This window comes from Kitasatospora sp. NPDC048286 (assembly GCF_043201735.1).
GTDB lineage: Bacteria > Actinomycetota > Actinomycetes > Streptomycetales > Streptomycetaceae > Kitasatospora.
On sequence record NZ_JBICZE010000014.1, the window covers coordinates 113,289 to 128,619 of the forward strand.

The following is a 15,331-nucleotide window of genomic DNA, read 5'->3' on the forward strand; positions in this document are numbered from 1 at the left end:
TTGGCCGGAGGCCCCCTTGCGTTACGACAGTCCGCTCGAAGCCGTCGGCAACACCCCGCTGGTCCGCCTGCCGCGGCTGTCCGCCGCCGTCCCCGGCAACGACGAGGGCCTGGTGAGCCTCTGGGCCAAGCTGGAGGACCGCAACCCCACCGGCTCGATCAAGGACCGCCCGGCCCTGCACATGATCGAGCGCGCCGAGGCCGACGGCCGGCTCACCCCCGGCTGCACCATCCTGGAGCCCACCAGCGGCAACACCGGCATCTCACTGGCCATGGCCGCCAAGCTCAAGGGCTACCGGATGGTCTGCGTGATGCCCGAGAACACCAGCGAGGAACGGCGCGAGCTGCTCCGCATGTGGGGCGCCGAGATCATCTCCTCCCCGGCCGCCGGCGGCTCCAACACCGCCGTCCGGATCGCCAAGGAGACCGCCGCCGAGCACCCCGACTGGGTCATGCTCTACCAGTACGGCAACCCCGACAACGCGGGCGCCCACTACACCGGCACCGGCCCCGAGATCCTCGCCGACCTGCCGACCGTCACCCACTTCGTGGCCGGCCTCGGCACCACCGGCACCCTCATGGGCGTCGGCCGCTACCTGCGCGAGAAGGTCCCCGGCGTGAAGATCGTCGCCGCCGAGCCGCGCTACGACGACCTGGTGTACGGGCTGCGCAACCTGGACGAGGGCTTCGTCCCCGAGCTGTACGACGCCGAGGTGCTCACCACCCGCTTCTCCGTCGGCTCCGCGGACGCCGTCCGCCGCACCCGCGAACTCCTCCAGCAGGAGGGCATCTTCGCGGGCGTCTCGACCGGCGCCATCCTGCACGCGGCGATCGGCGTCGGCCGCAAGGCGGCGGCCGCGGGGGAGCGCGCGGACATCGTCTTCGTGGTCGCCGACGGCGGCTGGAAGTACCTGTCCACCGGCATCTACACCGCCGAGTCCACCGAGGCCGCGGTCGAGGCGCTGCAGGGCCAGCTCTGGGCCTGAGGCCTCGGCCTCAGCGGCTCTGAAGGGCCCGCTGGGTACGGGTCCAGACCTGCCGGTCCACCGCGCCGGCCCGGCGGCGGAACGCCGACAGCGGCACCTCGCGCAGCTCGTCGGTCTCCAGCCAGCTGGTCCGGCCCTGCCGGTCGCCCACCGAACCGGGCGGCAGCGCCAGCACGCCCGGGCGCTCGGCGTGGTGCTTGCTGGTGATCTTCGCGACGGTGGCGGTCCGGCCGCGCACCCGCAGCACCAGGCACGGGCGGTCCTTGGAGCCGGGGCCGTCCTCGAACGGCACCTGCGCCCACCAGATCTCCTGCGGCTGCGGGCCGGCCCCCGTCCGCGGACGCGGCTGCGGACCGGCCGGCCCGGACGGGCGCGGGGCCGGACGGGCGCGCCGCACCAGCGCCGCCGCGGCGGCGGCCAGCAGCGCGACGCCGAGCAGCGACAGGACGAGCCAGGCAGCGGTCATGCCGTTCATGCGGCGAACCGTACCGGGCCGGGGGCGCACGCCACCACCGCGCGGTCCGTGACGGTCCGGCGGTCGGCCGCCGGACGTTCGTCCGCCCATTTGTCCGCGCACTGCTCCCGGTTCGTCACGGAACTGCCACAATGCCCGTTCTGCGCCCGGAGTTCCGCCCGGTCCGGCCAGGCTGCGTCACGAACGTCCGCCCCCGTCCCCCCGGAGGTGCCCCCGTGACCCGTGGCCCCGAGCTGTGGTCCTACGCCGAGATCGCCCGCCACATCAACGTCCGGCGCGAGACCGTCCGCAGCTACCGCCGGCACCGGCTGCTGCCCGATCCGGACGTGATCGACGGCAGCGGCCACCCCCGCTGGTACCCGTTCACCATCCGCACCTGGGCCCGCAACCGGCCCCGGCGGCGCTGATCCCCGGCCCGTCAACCGGCCCCGCTCCCGCCCCGGGCGTTCTGGTGATTCCGCCCACAGCCCGGCACGGGGACGGGGGCAAAGTGCCGCTCCGCCCTTACCCTCGACACACCAACGCAGTGCTACCGGCCGGTCCACCGGCCCCGGCCTGCCGTTTTCCATGCTGTTTTCCATGGAGGACGGTGATGCCGTTTTCCAGCAGCAGCCAGGACGTGTCGGGGCGGAGGGGCTCGGATGAAACTGACCGTGGTGGGGTGCTCGGGGAGCTTCCCGTCCGCCGACTCGCCCTGCTCCAGCTACCTGGTCGAGGCCGAGGGCTACCGCGTCGTCCTCGACCTCGGCAACGGGGCCCTCGGCGCCCTCCAGAAGCACGTCGGCCTCTACGACGTCGACGCCGTCCTGCTCAGCCACCTGCACGCCGACCACTGCGTCGACCTGTGCGCGTACTGGGTGGCCCGCAACTACCGCGCCGAGGGCTGCCCCGAACTGCTGCCCGTGTACGGCCCGGCCGGCACCGCCGAGCGGCTCGCCCGCGCCTACGACATGCCGGAGAACCCCGGGATGAAGGAGGTGTTCGAGTTCCGCACCCTCACCCCCGGCAGCTTCGAACTCGGCCCGTTCCGGGTCACCGTCGCCCAGGTCAACCACCCCGTCGACGCCTTCGCGTTCCGGCTGGAGCACGACGGCCGCTCGCTGGTCTACAGCGGGGACACCGGCGAGAGCCCCGAACTCGTCGAACTCGCCCGCGACACCGACCTCTTCCTCTGCGAGGCCGCGTACATCGACGGGCGCGACACCTACCAGGCCGTCCACCTCAACGGCCGTGAGGCGGGCGAGCACGCCGCCGCGGCCCGGGCCCGCCGGCTCGTCCTCACCCACATCCCGCCGTGGACCGACGCCGAGCACAACCGGCGGGCCGCCGCGGCCGCCTACCCCGGGCCGGTCGAGGTCGCCCGGGCCGGCGCGGTGTACGAGGTCTGAGCAACTCGGCGCGGCGCCGGTGGGCGTGCCCGGCGTCGGTCCGCGGGTTCCCGGAAGAAACTCGGGAACCACCTGCAACCTCCGTGCCCCCCGCATGTCTTGGCCGCACGGCATCTCCGCGGTCGGCGTCTTCGTGGGCGGCGCCGCGCCGGGCACGGAGCAGCCCGCCGCGGTCCGCTGACCGATGTGGGCGGGAGCGCCGGCTGACCGTCCCTCCGTTCACGGCCCGCCCGGAGCACCCGGGCGGGCCGTGCCCGTTCAGCGCCGCCCGGGCACCGGCAGTCCGAGGTGCTCCCGCAGGGTGGAGCCGGTGTAGTCGGTGCGGAACACCCCGCGCTCCTGGAGCAGCGGCACCACCCGGTCGACGAACTCGTCCAGGCCGCCCGGGGTGAGGTGCGGGACGAGGATGAAGCCGTCGGCCGCGTCGTTCTGCACGAAGTGGTCGATCTGCGCGGCGACGGTTGCCGGCGAGCCGATGAAGGACTGTCGGCCGGTCAGCTCGATCACCAGCTCGCGGCTGGTCAGCCTCTTCTCCGCGGCCACCGCCCGCCACCGTTCGGCGACGGCCACCGGGTCGACGTGCCGGACCCTGCCCTGGACCAGGTCGCTGTCCGGGTCGGGGTCGACGGTGGGCAGCGGTCCGTCCGGGTCGTGGTCGGACAGGTCGATGCCCCAGACCTGTTCCAGGAAGGCGATCGTGGTCTGCGCGCCGACCTGGGCCCGGCGGATCCCGTGGGCCCGCTCGGCCGCCTCGGCGTCGGTGTCGCCGAGGGCGAAGGTGGCCGCGGGCATGATCTTCAGCTCGTCCGGCTTGCGCCCGTACGCGCCGAGCCGGCGCTTGACGTCGGTGTGGAAGGCCTGGCCGTCGGCGAGGGTGGAGTGCCGGGAGAACACCACGTCGGCGGTGGCGGCGGCGAACTCCCGCCCCTCGTCGGAGTCCCCGGCCTGGATCACCACCGGGTGGCCCTGCGGCGGCCGTGGCAGCGAGAGTCGGCCCTCTACCTCGAACTGCGGCCCCGAGTGCCGGACGGTCTCCTCCCCGGCGTCCCAGAACTCCCGTGCCAGCTGGACGGATTCGGCGGCCCGGGTGTAGCGGTCGGCGCGGTCCAGGTAGCCGCCGCGGCGGAAGTTCTCCCCGGTGAAGGCGTCCGAGGAGGTGACCACGTTCCAGGCCGCGCGGCCGCCGGAGAGGTGGTCCAGCGAGGCGAAGCGGCGGGCGAGTTCGTACGGCTCGTTGAAGGTCGCGTTGACGGTGGCGGCCAGGCCGAGCCGTTCGGTGACGGCGGCCAGCGCGTTCAGCACGGTGATCGACTCGGGGCGGCCGACCACGTCCAGGTCGTGGATGCGGCCCTTGGACTCGCGCAGCCGCAGGCCCTCGGCGAGGAAGAAGAAGTCGAACTTCCCGCGCTCGGCGGTCTGCGCGAGGTGGCGGAAGGAGGAGAACTCGATGTGGCTGCCGGAGGCCGGGTCGCTCCACACCGTGGTGTTGTTGACGCCGGGGAAGTGTGCGGCGAGGTGGATCTGCTTGAGCGGTCGGTCCGTCATCGGGTCACCTCGGCGAGGGCGGGAGAAGCGGCGGGGGAAGCGGTGGGGGCGTCGGCCGGGCGGGCGGCGTAGCGGCTGGCCGGGCGGGCCAGGCCGAGGTGGTCGCGCAGGGTGCGGCCGGTGTACTCGGCGCGCAGCAGTCCGGCGGCGCGCAGCGCGGGGGCGATCCGGTCGGCCAGCGCGGCCAGGTCGCGCGGAGGGTCGGCGGGGGAGAGGTGGAAGCCGTCGACGCCGGTGCCGGTCGCGGTGAGCTCGGCGAGCAGCCGATCGTCGGCGGCGCGGTCGGGCAGGGCGGAGAGGTCGGCGTCGAGCCGGGCGAGGATGCGCAGGCCCTCGCCGGCCCGCAGCCGCAGTTCGGTGGCGGCGGTCAGCCGGGCGGCGCGGTCGGGGGCGTCGAGCAGTACGACGTCGGCGTGCCGGACCGCGGCGGCGACCCGGGCGCGCCCGCCCGGGGAGGCGTCCGGCGCGAGGTCGGCGGCGGAGACGGGCACCGCGACCACCGGGCGGCCCTGGGGCGGGCGCGGGGTGATGGACGGGCCGCGGACCGAGAAGCGCGGGCCCGCGAAGTCGATGTAGTGCACCTTGTCGCGGTCGATGAACCGCCCGGTGGCGGTGTCGCGGATCTCCGCGTCGTCCTCCCAGCTGTCCCAGAGCCGGGCGGCCACCTCGACGGCGTCGGCGGCCTCGGCCCACAGCTCGTCCTCGGCGGCGACCGGTCGGCGGCCGAAGGCCCGCGCCTCGGCCTCGGTCGTGGAGACGCCGACCAGCCAGCCGGCCCGGCCCTCGCTCGCCCAGTCCAGGGTGTTGACCGAGATCGAGGTGTGGAAGGGCTCGGTGTGGGTTGTGGTGACGGTCGGCACCAGGCCGACCCGGCCGGTCAGCGGGGCGATCCGGGCGAGGGCGGCGAGCGCGTCGGGGCGGCTCGGCGCGGCGGCGAAGGAGTCGTCGAGGGTGACGAAGTCCAGGGTGGCCCGCTCGGCGAGGCGGGCGAGGTAGGCGTAGTGCCCGGCGTCGAAGCGGCCGGGGCTGTCGAGGGCGGCGGACAGGTGCAACTGGCGGGGCATGGTGAGCCTGACTTCCTCGTGCGGACGCGTGCGCGCACCGGAGCGGCCCGTGCCGGGGCACGGGTGCGCGGGGCGCGCGGGAGCGCGGTGGCGGCCCGCGGGCGGAGCCCGTACGGGCGGGGGAGGGAAGGACCGGCGCCGGGCGGGTCGTCAGCCGGGCGGCGGCGGGGGAACGGTCAGCTCAGCCGCGACACGCCGCGGACCACACGCGACCGAAGTCGATGTGGCTGCGGGTGACCAGCGGGCACGAGGCGTTCACCGCTTCAGTTGACCAGGGCCTCCGGCGATTCGTCAACCGCCGTTTCCGTCCGTGGACACGGTGGCACGGCGTTCGTGGACACAGTGGCACGGCGTTCGTGGACACGGCCGATCGGCGGGCCCGGGGACGCGCGGGGCGGGCCCGGGTACGCCGAAGGCCCCGCCCGGCCGCTGGGGAGCAGCGGCGGGGCGGGGCCTTCGAGGTGTGCGGTGACGCGGGCTTCGGGCGTCGGGCCTCAGGCCTTGGTGACGTCCTCGATCTCGTCGTCGTCCTCGCGACCGGGGGTCTTGAGGTCGAACTTGGCGATCGCGAAGCGGAACAGGAAGTAGTAGATCGCGGCGAAGACCAGGCCGAGCGGGATGATCATCCACGGGTCGGTGGCCTTGTTCCAGGCCAGCAGGTAGTCGATCAGGCCACCGGAGAAGGTGAAGCCGTCGTGCACGCCGAGCGCCCAGGTGACGGTCATCGAGACGGCGGTGAGCAGCGCGTGGATGACGTACAGGACCGGGGCGATGAAGACGAAGGCGAACTCGATCGGCTCGGTGACACCGGTCACGAAGGAGGTCAGGGCCAGCGAGACCATCATGCCGGTGACGGCCTTGCGGCGGTGCGGCTTGGCGGCGTGGGCGATGGCCAGCGCGGCGGCGGGCAGCGCGAACATCATGATCGGGTAGAAGCCCGACATGAACTGTCCGGCGGTCGGGTCGCCGGCGAAGAAGCGGGTCAGGTCGCCGTGCACGACGGTGCCGTCGGGCTTGGTGAAGTCACCGGTCTGGAACCAGGCGTAGGAGTTCACGAACTGGTGCATGCCGACCGGCAGCAGACCGCGGTTGACCAGGCCGAACGCGCCCGCACCGAACGCGCCGGCGCCGATCAGGGTGTCGTTCAGGCTCTTGATGGCGTCGCCGATCGGGCCCCAGGCCAGACCGAAGAAGACGCCGACGGCGGTGCCGACGAAGGCCATGATGATCGGGACCAGGCGGCGGCCGTTGAAGAAGCCGAGCCAGTCGACCAGCCTGGTGCGGTGGTACTTCTGCCACAGCACCGCGGCCAGCAGGCCGATCACGATGCCGCCGAGCACACCCGGGTTCTGGTAGGTGGCAGGCTCGTCCTTGCCGGGGAGGATCTTGTACTCGGTGATCGGGAACGCGGTGAGCACGTTCTTGTAGACCAGGAAGCCGACCAGCGCGGCCAGAGCGGTGGAGCCGTCGGCCTTCTTCGCGTAGCCGATCGCGATGCCCACCGCGAAGAGCATCGGGAGAGCGTCGAAGACCGAGGAGCCGGCGGTGTTGAACACGGCGGCGACCTTGTCCCAGCCGAGACCGTCCTTGCCGAACACGTCGTCCTGGCCGAGACGCATCAGCAGACCGGCGGCGGGGAGCACCGCGATGGGCAGCTGGAGGCTGCGGCCGATCTTCTGCAGACCCTGGAGGAGGTTCTGGCCGAACTGCTTGGCGGGGCTTGGCGAGGCCGGAGCCTTAGCGGGCGCCGGTGCCTGCTCAGACTGACTCATGGGGGTGGGTTCCTAACGGCATGGCGGTCGGTCGGGGGAGGCACAGGGGGCCAACCGCAAACTGGTCTACACCACACGTGGTGTAGACCAGTTTTGTAGCACGGGCGGGGAAGTCGAGGAACCCCGGAAAGCGCTGTCGCCGGGAAGCGCTATGAAATCGAAACCTACTTACCGAATGGCGATCTTGGTGTCGGTCGCGATTGGGACTTTGGCCGACGGCGCAACAAAATCGATTTTGGATAATCGCGCAACAAAAGCACGGCGTGTCTGACGGGGCGTCCGGCCTGGGCCGGGCCCGGGGCGTCCGCCACCGGCCCGGCCCTTTCGGGAAATGCCGAAGGCCCCCGGACCGGTGATCCGGAGGCCAATGCGGGGATAACCCGGGCGCCGCCCGGTTTCAGGCCTTGGTGACGTCCTCGACCTCCGCCTCGTCCTCCCGGCCGGGAGTTTTCAGGTCGAATTTGAGGATGATGAACCGGAAGAGCGCGTAGTACACGGCGGCGAAGCAGAGCCCGATCGGGATGATCAACCACGGCTTGGTGGCCAGCCCCCAGTTGATGACGTAGTCGATCAGCCCGGCCGAGAAGCTGAACCCGTCGTGCACCCCGAGTCCCCAGGTCACCGCCATCGACGCGCCGGTCAGCACCGCGTGCACGGCGTACAGGGCCGGGGCGATGTAGGCGAAGGAGTACTCGACCGGCTCGGTGACACCCGTCACGAAGGAGGTCAGGCCGACCGAGAGCATCAGGCCGTAGATCTCCTTGCGCCGGTGCGGCTTCGCCGAGTGGGCGATCGCGAGCGCGGCGGCGGGCAGCGCGAACATCATGATCGGGAAGAAGCCGGACTGGAACTGGCCGGCCGTCGGGTCGCCCGCCAGGAAGCGCGGGATGTCGCCGTGCACGATCGTGCCGTCCGGCTTGACGAACTCCCCGAACTGGAACCAGACGAAGGTGTTCAGCAGCTGGTGCATGCCGATCAGCAGCAGTGCGCGGTTGAACAGGCCGAAGATGCCGGCGCCGCCCGCGCCCAGGTCGGCGAGGGTCTGCGAGAAGTCGTTCAGGCCGCGGCCGATCGGCGGCCAGATCCAGAGCGCCACCACGGCGGTGGCCAGGCCCACCAGGGCGGTGATCATCGGTACCAGGCGGCGGCCGTTGAAGAAGCCGAGCCAGTCCACCAGCCTGGTGCGGTGGAACCGGACCCACAGCCAGGCCGTCATCAGGCCGATCAGGATGCCGCCCAGCACGCCCGGGTTCTGGTACGTCGCGGCGGCGATCCTCGCCGACGAGTAGCTCACGCACTGGCCGGACCAGGCGTCCGGGATCAGCGTCGTCCCCGCCGGGCACTTCTCCGGGAAGGCGTGCAGGACCCGGAAGTAGACCAGGAAGCCGACCACGGCGGCCAGCGCCGTCGAGCCGTCCGCCTTCTTCGCCATGCCGATCGCGACGCCGACGCAGAACAGCATCGGCAGGCCGAAGGAGGAGTCGAGCAGCGCGCCGCCGGCGGCGGCGAACACCCTGGCGACGTCGTCCCAGCCCAGCCCGTCCTTGCCGAAGACGTCGGGCTGGCCGAGCCGGTTGAGGATGCCGGCGGCCGGGAGCACCGCGACCGGCAGCTGCAGGGAGCGTCCCATCTTCTGGAGGCCGCCGTAGAAGGTGTGCCACCAGGTGGTCTGCGGGGCCGTGGCGCCTGCCGAACTCATCCTTCGCCCTCCGGGAGCAGTTGCCGACCGCAGGGCCCCGCAGGACCCTCGGGCGGGGGTCGGGAACACCCGGGGCCGTTCCCGCGTTCCTCGGAGTACACATATATTGGTGTAGACCACTTGGACGCGGGCCGTACTCCGAGGGCACCGGCCCCACTGATCGTCATCCTCGGGCGGCGATCGGGACCCTGCCCGCCGAGATGGGCCAAAAGTGGACTAACGTGGCGGACCGGACCGGCACGGGTGATGCTGGTCGCGCTGCTCGCCGGCCGACCGCAGCCGAACCCGCGTCAGCCACCGGCACGGACCTCACCACCCGACGGTCGAGGGACACCCCAGCACCAACGCAGGACGGCACCCGGCAGAGCCGCCGAAGGGCCGAGACAGAGGGAGAAACCAGATGGCCAGCAAGGCTGAGAAGATCGTCGCCGGTCTGGGCGGCATCGACAACATCGAAGAGGTCGAGGGCTGCATCACCCGCCTGCGCACCGAGGTCAAGGACGCCTCCCTGGTCGACGAGGCCGCCCTCAAGGCCGCCGGCGCCCACGGCGTCGTGAAGATGGGCACCGCGATCCAGGTCGTCATCGGCACCGACGCCGACCCGATCGCCGCCGACATCGAGGACATGATGTGAGCTGAACCACCCGGGTTCAGCCCGCCCGGCCCGCCGACCCGCTCAGGGGGACGGCGGGCCGCGGCGCATCCGGAGCCGACCCGGGACCCGGCGGGGCCCGGCGCGGCGACGCATCGGGACCGGGCGCGGCGACGCATCGGGACCGGGGCTCCGGAGCGACTACGCTCAGTTCCTATGTCACGCATCGACGGCCGCACCCCCGAACAGCTCCGCCCGATCACCATCGAACGGGGCTGGAGCAAGCACGCCGAAGGCTCCGTCCTCATCTCCTACGGCGACACCAAGGTGCTGTGCACCGCCAGCGTCACCGAGGGCGTGCCCCGCTGGCGCAAGGGCAGCGGCGAGGGCTGGGTCACCGCCGAGTACTCCATGCTCCCGCGCGCCACCAACACCCGCGGCGACCGCGAGGCCGTCAAGGGCCGCATCGGCGGCCGCACCCACGAGATCAGCCGCCTCATCGGCCGCTCGCTGCGCGCCGTCGTGGACCACCGCGCGCTCGCCGAGAACACCATCGTCCTCGACTGCGACGTCCTCCAGGCCGACGGCGGCACCCGCACCGCCGCCATCACCGGCGCCTACATCGCCCTGGTCGACGCCGTCGCCTGGGCCCGCGACAAGAAGCTGCTGCGCGCCAAGGGCCAGCCGATCACCGGCGGCGTCAGCGCCGTCAGCGTCGGCATCATCGACGGCGTCCCGATGCTCGACCTCCAGTACGAGGAGGACGTGCGCGCCGAGACCGACATGAACATCGTCTGCACCTCCGACGGCCGCTTCGTCGAGGTCCAGGGCACCGCCGAGGGCGCCCCGTTCGACCGCGAGCTGCTCGACCGGCTGCTCGACCTCGGCAGCCTCGGCTGCGCCGAACTGGACGAGATCCAGCGCAAGGCCCTGGAGGGCTGAACCGGCGCGGGCCCCGAAGCCGTCGACCGGATCGGACGCACGGTCAGCCCCCGGGCCCGGACGGCCGTTCGGGCCGCGGAGCGAACGGCCCGCCGAACGATCCGCCTGCTGTACAGGCCGGGCCCGGAGACCGTACGGTTCCCGCAGCACTCCCGCTGCGGGAACCGCGCACCTCCCGGCGCGCGTCCCACCCCATGGAACCCGCGCCCCACAGGAGGATCGGATGCCGTCGAGCATCGCCCGCCCCACCGCCCTCGCCGTGGCCGGCCTCATCGCGATCCTCCCGCTCAGCATGGTGAGCTGCTCCGCCGCCCAGAAGGCGCTCGACTGCGGCAACACCGCGGTGAAGATCACCGGTGACATCGCCGACGTCACCCAGGCCTACGACAACGCCAGCAACGACTCGGCGGCCGCCGGCCGGGCCCTGCAGAAGCTCAAGAACGACCTCGACCAGGTCGGGAAGAACTCCAAGAACACCGACGTCGCCAAGGCCGTGACCGACCTGCAGAAGCAGGTCGAGAACGTGCAGCGGGCGGCCGACAGGAACGAGGTCCCCGACCTCAAGCCGCTCGGCGACGCGGCGGGCAACCTCACCTCGGTCTGCACCGGCTGACCGTCCCCGGCCACTCGGTAGGGTGGGCGATATGTCCACCCGCCTGATCCTCGCCACCCGCAACCAGCACAAGGTCACCGAGCTCCGCGCCATCCTGGCGGACGCCGGCCTGGACGTCGAACTCGTCGGCGCCGACGCCTACCCGGAGATCCCGGACGTCCCCGAGACCGGCGTCACCTTCGCCGAGAACGCCCTGCTGAAGGCTCACGCCCTGGCCCGCGCCACCGGCCTGCCCGCCGTCGCCGACGACTCCGGCCTCTGCGTGGACGTGCTGAACGGCGCGCCCGGCATCTTCTCCGCCCGTTGGTCCGGCAAGCACGGCGACGACCGCGCCAACCTCGACCTGCTGCTCGCCCAGCTCTCCGACATCGCCGAGCCGCACCGCGGCGCCCACTTCTTCTGCGCCGCCGCCCTCGCCCTCCCCGACGGCACCGAGCGCGTCGTCGAGGGCCGCCTCCTCGGCACCCTGCGCACCGCCCCCGCCGGCGACGGCGGCTTCGGCTACGACCCGATTCTCCAGCCCCTCGGCGAGACCCGCACCTGCGCGGAGCTCACGGCGGAGGAGAAGAACGCCATCAGCCACCGCGGCCAGGCCTTCCGCGCCCTCGCCCCGGTGGTGAAGGACCTCGTCGGCTGAGAAGAACCGAAGGCCCCGATCGAATCAAATCGATCGGGGCCTTTGATTTGAAGGCTTTCCTGGTGCGGCCGAAGGGATTCGAACCCTCAAGCCCTCACGGGCCAACGGACCTAAACCGTCTGCGTCGCCTCTGCGCCACGGCCGCCTGTCCTGCTGGCCATCATGTTACTGGGCGCGCGGAACGACTGGCACCTTCGTTTCGCCGGTCACCGGTCCGATCGGCCGCTCTCCTTCCGCCTGCAATAGGTCGGAGTGACGGAGTGGCAGTTCGGGCAGAGCAACCGGAGGTTGTCCGGGCGGTTGTCCGACCAGTCGCCGTTGACGTGATCGACCTCCAGGGTCATCGGTTGCCCGCGCCACTCGGGGCCGGTGCCGCAGCCCTGGCACTCCTCTGCTCGGCCGAGTTCCGCCAGGGCTCGACGGATACGGAATCCGGGCAGTCGCTTGGCTCCCGCTGGGCGCTGCACGAGGATCTCCCCGGGAGGCAGCCGTCGCGGCGAGGGCTTGCCGCGACGGTGGGACTGTCCGGTGAAGTGGGAGGTATCGATCCCGAGGGCCTTGATGCGCCGCCCGACATGGGCCTGAGTGCCGCCTGCCTGAGGCCGGTTGAGGTAGCGGATCACTCCGGCCACGCTCTGCGAGGCGGCAACGGCCTCCTCCAGGAGCTCCTTCGTGTAGAAGGTTCCGGGCTCGGGAAAGTGCGAGGCTTCGATGCCGTACGCCTTCATCCTCTGGCGCAGGTACGACCGGTTGTACGGATTGGGTTCGCGGTCGAGTGTGAGCAGCATCTCGTCCAACGTGGCCGCAGCCGCAGCCGCCGCAGCCTCGGCGAGCAGTTCGCGGGTGTACTTGACCGGCATGGTGGCCCCCTGAGTGGGCTCGTGCGGGTCCTCCCTCGGAGGGGGCAACGATCGACGGCGGGTTCGGTTGCGGGTGGGGTGGGTTTCGGCCATCGGCTGACTGATTGTCGTGGGGCTCCGACCTGTGATGTTTGGTCGTTGATTACCAATTGGTACAGACCTATTGACCTATGTGGTTCAGACCACATAGCTTCTGCGCCAATTGCAATCCCCCACGTGCGTGCTCCCCCACAGGCACGCGCCGACACTCTCTCCTGGAGGACCGAGTGTTGATCCGAAACACGGCGGAGCGGCGTCCCACCGCTGCCCACCGCCGGAAGAGTCCGGCGGCTCGGGCCGGTGTGGCCTCGCTGGCGGCGGCCTCGTTGGCCGGGCTGCTGATGGCGACGCTGGGTGCGGTGCCCTCGCAGGCGTCGGCGGCGGTCGACAACGCGGCCTGTCGGCCGGACGGCCTGTACCAGACGCCCGGGGTGGACGTTCCGTACTGCTCCGTCTACGACACCAGCGGGCGCGAGAAGATGGGCGCCGACCACCAGCGCCGCATCATCGGGTACTTCACCGGCTGGCGCACCGGCAAGAACGGCGACGCCCCGTACCTGGTGAGCGACGTCCCCTGGGACAAGGTCAGCCACCTCAACTACGCCTTCGGCCACGTCGGCGGCGACAACAAGCTCTCGGTCGGCACCGACGGCCCGACCAACGAGGCCACCGGGATCTCCTTCCCCGGCGTCCCCGGTGCCGAGCTGGACCCGAGCCTGCCGTACAAGGGTCACTTCAATCTGCTGACGAAGTACAAGAAGCAGTACCCGAACGTCAAGACCCTGATCTCGGTGGGTGGTTGGACCGAGACCGGCGGCTACTTCGGGGACGACGGCAAGCGCGTGAACTCCGGCGGCTTCTACTCGATGACCGTCAATGCGGACGGCAGCGTCAACCAGGCCGGCATCGACACCTTCGCCGCCTCTTCGGTCGACTTCATCCGCAAGTACGGTTTCAACGGCGTCGACATCGACTACGAGTACCCGACCTCGATGAAGGACGCCGGCAACCCGCTGGACTGGCAGCTCGCCAACGCCAAGCGCGGTTCGCTGGCCAAGGGCTACGCGGCGCTGATGAAGACCCTGCGCGAGAGCCTGGACAAGGCCGGCGCCGCCGACGGCAAGCACTACCTGCTGTCGGTCGCGGCCCCGTCCTCCGGTTACCTGCTGCGCGGCATGGAGACCTTCCAGGTGGCCAAGTACCTGGACTACGTCAACATCATGTCGTACGACCTGCACGGCGCCTGGAACAAGTACGTCGGCCCGAACGCCTCGCTGTTCGACGACGGCAAGGACGGCGAGCTGGCCGCCGCCAACGTCTACGGCACCGCGCAGTACGGCGGCATCGGCTACCTGAACGCCGACTGGTCGTACCACTACTTCCGCGGCTCGATGCCCGGCGGCCGGATCAACGTCGGCCTGCCGTACTACACCCGTGGTTTCAAGAACGTCCAGGGCGGCACCAACGGCCTCTGGGGCACCGCCTCGGCGACCACCTGCCCGGTCGGCTCCGGCCTGACCGCCTGCGGTGACGGCGCGGTCGGCATCGACAACATCTGGAACGACAAGGACGACGCGGGCAAGGAGTCCCCGGCCGGGTCGAACCCGATGTGGCACGCCAAGAACCTGGAGAAGGGCATCCTGCCCGACTACCTGGCCAAGTACGGCGTGTCCGACACCGCGCTGCAGGGCACCTACACCCGCAACTACAGCTCCACCCTGGTGGCGCCGTGGCTGTGGAACGACACCAAGAAGGTGTTCCTCTCCACCGAGGACGAGCAGTCGGTGGGCGCCAAGGCGGACTACATCGTCAACCAGGGTGCCGGCGGCGCGATGATCTGGGAGCTCGCCGGCGACTACCGGTGGGACGCCACCGCCAACGGCGGCAAGGGCCAGTACGTGCCCGGCAACACGCTGACCACGCTGATGTACGACAAGTTCAAGTCGTCGACCCCGTACGGCGCGATCCGCTCGACGACCGCGCTGCCGCAGCAGACCCTGCCGATCGACGTGTCGTTCAACAACTTCGCGCTGGGCGACTCGAACTACCCGATCAACCCGAAGCTGCACATCGTCAACAACTCGACGCTGACCCTGCCGGGCGGCACCGAGTTCCAGTTCGACTACGGCAACTCGGCCCCGGGCAACGCCAAGGACCAGTCCGGCTTCGGCCTGCAGGTCGTCAAGCAGGACAACCCGGGCCCGGGCAACGTGGGCGGTCTGAAGGGCAACTACAACCGGGTGTCGGTCAAGCTGCCAGGCTGGCAGTCGCTGGCGCCGGGCGCCTCGATCGACATGGACTTCGTCTACTACCTGCCGGTGTCCACGCCGTCGAACTGGACGGTCAACGTGGGCGGCACGCTGTACGGGATCAAGGGCGACCTGACCCGCGGCGCGGTGGACGGCGGCACGCCGACCCCGACCCCGACCCCGTCGCAGACGGCCACCCCGACGCCGACCCCGACCCCGACGGGCACCGCCTCGCCGACCCCGACGCCGACCCAGACCTCGGGCGCCTGCACGGCCGCCCCGAGCTGGGACGCGGGCACCACCTACGCGAGCCCCACCAAGGTCTCCTGGAAGGGCCACTACTACCAGAACAAGTGGTGGACCAAGGGCGACGACCCCGCGGCCAGCGGTGCGTGGGGCGTCTGGAGCGACCTCGGGGCCTGCTGATCAGGGCGGTCCGCTGAGGTGAGATGCGGCGGTGGCGGTGCACCC

At 71.4% G+C, this 15,331-nt stretch carries 14 protein-coding genes and 1 tRNA gene; 8 read left to right on the forward strand and 7 right to left on the reverse strand.

The annotated features are described in order from the left end of the window. Positions 1-16 precede the first annotated feature (16 nt). Positions 17-985 carry a PLP-dependent cysteine synthase family protein gene (locus ACGF13_RS30040; protein ID WP_392881021.1) on the forward strand — a complete coding sequence of 323 codons (969 nt, stop codon included), beginning with the start codon at positions 17-19 and terminating at the stop codon, positions 983-985. 10 nt (positions 986-995) lie between these two features. Here ACGF13_RS30040 and ACGF13_RS30045 read toward each other — a convergent pair whose 3' ends face one another. Continuing rightward, the gene (locus tag ACGF13_RS30045) at positions 996-1,460 is read right to left on the reverse strand and encodes a type II toxin-antitoxin system PemK/MazF family toxin (RefSeq protein ID WP_392881024.1); all 465 of its coding nucleotides are present in this window, start codon (positions 1,458-1,460) and stop codon (positions 996-998) included. 215 nt (positions 1,461-1,675) lie between these two features. On the opposite strand from ACGF13_RS30045, the gene ACGF13_RS30050 reads away from it, so the two are divergent. Both ACGF13_RS30050 and ACGF13_RS30055 read left to right on the forward strand, forming a co-directional pair. Beyond that, on the forward strand, positions 1,676-1,867 hold the full coding sequence (locus tag ACGF13_RS30050; RefSeq protein WP_392881027.1) for a MarR family transcriptional regulator: 192 nt from the start codon (positions 1,676-1,678) through the stop codon (positions 1,865-1,867). A gap of 234 nt (positions 1,868-2,101) precedes the next feature. Further along, positions 2,102-2,848 carry an MBL fold metallo-hydrolase gene (locus tag ACGF13_RS30055; protein ID WP_392881029.1) on the forward strand — a complete coding sequence of 249 codons (747 nt, stop codon included), beginning with the start codon at positions 2,102-2,104 and terminating at the stop codon, positions 2,846-2,848. Between the two features lie 258 nt (positions 2,849-3,106). Here the strand turns inward: ACGF13_RS30055 and ACGF13_RS30060 are convergent, their stop codons facing one another. The 4 genes from ACGF13_RS30060 to ACGF13_RS30075 form a co-directional block, all read right to left on the reverse strand. Further along, complete coding sequence (locus ACGF13_RS30060; protein WP_392881031.1) at positions 3,107-4,393, reverse strand: LLM class flavin-dependent oxidoreductase; 1,287 nt, start codon at positions 4,391-4,393, stop codon at positions 3,107-3,109. Continuing rightward, complete coding sequence (locus ACGF13_RS30065; RefSeq protein ID WP_392881033.1) at positions 4,390-5,457, reverse strand: LLM class flavin-dependent oxidoreductase; 1,068 nt, start codon at positions 5,455-5,457, stop codon at positions 4,390-4,392. Before ACGF13_RS30065 ends, ACGF13_RS30060 begins: the two co-directional genes overlap by 4 nt. A gap of 494 nt (positions 5,458-5,951) precedes the next feature. Beyond that, positions 5,952-7,229: a PTS transporter subunit EIIC gene (locus ACGF13_RS30070; protein ID WP_392881036.1), complete on the reverse strand. Its 1,278-nt coding sequence runs from the start codon at positions 7,227-7,229 to the stop codon at positions 5,952-5,954. 397 nt (positions 7,230-7,626) lie between these two features. Next, positions 7,627-8,928 carry a PTS transporter subunit EIIC gene (locus ACGF13_RS30075; RefSeq protein ID WP_392881038.1) on the reverse strand — a complete coding sequence of 434 codons (1,302 nt, stop codon included), beginning with the start codon at positions 8,926-8,928 and terminating at the stop codon, positions 7,627-7,629. A gap of 400 nt (positions 8,929-9,328) precedes the next feature. Between ACGF13_RS30075 and ACGF13_RS30080 the strand changes: the two genes are divergently transcribed. The 4 genes from ACGF13_RS30080 (at position 9,329) to rdgB (ending at position 11,712) form a co-directional block, all read left to right on the forward strand. After that, on the forward strand, positions 9,329-9,562 hold the full coding sequence (locus ACGF13_RS30080) for a glucose PTS transporter subunit EIIB (RefSeq protein WP_030060521.1): 234 nt from the start codon (positions 9,329-9,331) through the stop codon (positions 9,560-9,562). 174 nt (positions 9,563-9,736) lie between these two features. Beyond that, positions 9,737-10,462 carry a ribonuclease PH gene (gene rph, locus ACGF13_RS30085; protein ID WP_392881042.1) on the forward strand — a complete coding sequence of 242 codons (726 nt, stop codon included), beginning with the start codon at positions 9,737-9,739 and terminating at the stop codon, positions 10,460-10,462. A gap of 223 nt (positions 10,463-10,685) precedes the next feature. Then, complete coding sequence (locus tag ACGF13_RS30090; RefSeq protein ID WP_392881044.1) at positions 10,686-11,075, forward strand: hypothetical protein; 390 nt, start codon at positions 10,686-10,688, stop codon at positions 11,073-11,075. 31 nt (positions 11,076-11,106) lie between these two features. After that, on the forward strand, positions 11,107-11,712 hold the full coding sequence (gene rdgB, locus ACGF13_RS30095; protein WP_392881047.1) for an RdgB/HAM1 family non-canonical purine NTP pyrophosphatase: 606 nt from the start codon (positions 11,107-11,109) through the stop codon (positions 11,710-11,712). 60 nt (positions 11,713-11,772) lie between these two features. On the opposite strand, the gene ACGF13_RS30100 is transcribed toward rdgB, so the two are convergent. Both ACGF13_RS30100 and ACGF13_RS30105 read right to left on the reverse strand, forming a co-directional pair. Further along, positions 11,773-11,857: transfer RNA gene (locus tag ACGF13_RS30100), tRNA-Leu, on the reverse strand. Between the two features lie 61 nt (positions 11,858-11,918). Continuing rightward, positions 11,919-12,572 (reverse strand): HNH endonuclease signature motif containing protein, encoded by a 654-nt coding sequence (locus tag ACGF13_RS30105; RefSeq protein WP_392881049.1) that lies wholly within the window; start codon positions 12,570-12,572, stop codon positions 11,919-11,921. Positions 12,573-12,952: 380 nt separating this feature from the next. Between ACGF13_RS30105 and ACGF13_RS30110 the strand changes: the two genes are divergently transcribed. Next, on the forward strand, positions 12,953-15,286 hold the full coding sequence (locus tag ACGF13_RS30110) for a chitinase C-terminal domain-containing protein (RefSeq protein WP_392881360.1): 2,334 nt from the start codon (positions 12,953-12,955) through the stop codon (positions 15,284-15,286). The last annotated feature ends 45 nt before the right edge of the window (positions 15,287-15,331 follow it).

Excerpts from the sequence above, each read along its gene's own strand:
- ACGF13_RS30080 (WP_030060521.1), top strand. The coding sequence starts at position 9,329 with ATGGCCAGCAAGGCTGAGAAGATCGTCGCCGGTCTGGGCGGCATCGAC.
- ACGF13_RS30045 (WP_392881024.1), bottom strand. The coding sequence starts at position 1,460 with ATGAACGGCATGACCGCTGCCTGGCTCGTCCTGTCGCTGCTCGGCGTC.
- ACGF13_RS30075 (WP_392881038.1), bottom strand. The coding sequence starts at position 8,928 with ATGAGTTCGGCAGGCGCCACGGCCCCGCAGACCACCTGGTGGCACACC.
- rph (WP_392881042.1), top strand. The coding sequence starts at position 9,737 with ATGTCACGCATCGACGGCCGCACCCCCGAACAGCTCCGCCCGATCACC.
- rdgB (WP_392881047.1), top strand. The coding sequence starts at position 11,107 with ATGTCCACCCGCCTGATCCTCGCCACCCGCAACCAGCACAAGGTCACC.
- ACGF13_RS30065 (WP_392881033.1), bottom strand. The coding sequence starts at position 5,457 with ATGCCCCGCCAGTTGCACCTGTCCGCCGCCCTCGACAGCCCCGGCCGC.
- ACGF13_RS30055 (WP_392881029.1), top strand. The coding sequence starts at position 2,102 with ATGAAACTGACCGTGGTGGGGTGCTCGGGGAGCTTCCCGTCCGCCGAC.
- ACGF13_RS30090 (WP_392881044.1), top strand. The coding sequence starts at position 10,686 with ATGCCGTCGAGCATCGCCCGCCCCACCGCCCTCGCCGTGGCCGGCCTC.
- ACGF13_RS30060 (WP_392881031.1), bottom strand. The coding sequence starts at position 4,393 with ATGACGGACCGACCGCTCAAGCAGATCCACCTCGCCGCACACTTCCCC.
- ACGF13_RS30070 (WP_392881036.1), bottom strand. The coding sequence starts at position 7,229 with ATGAGTCAGTCTGAGCAGGCACCGGCGCCCGCTAAGGCTCCGGCCTCG.
- ACGF13_RS30105 (WP_392881049.1), bottom strand. The coding sequence starts at position 12,572 with ATGCCGGTCAAGTACACCCGCGAACTGCTCGCCGAGGCTGCGGCGGCT.
- ACGF13_RS30110 (WP_392881360.1), top strand. The coding sequence starts at position 12,953 with ATGGCGACGCTGGGTGCGGTGCCCTCGCAGGCGTCGGCGGCGGTCGAC.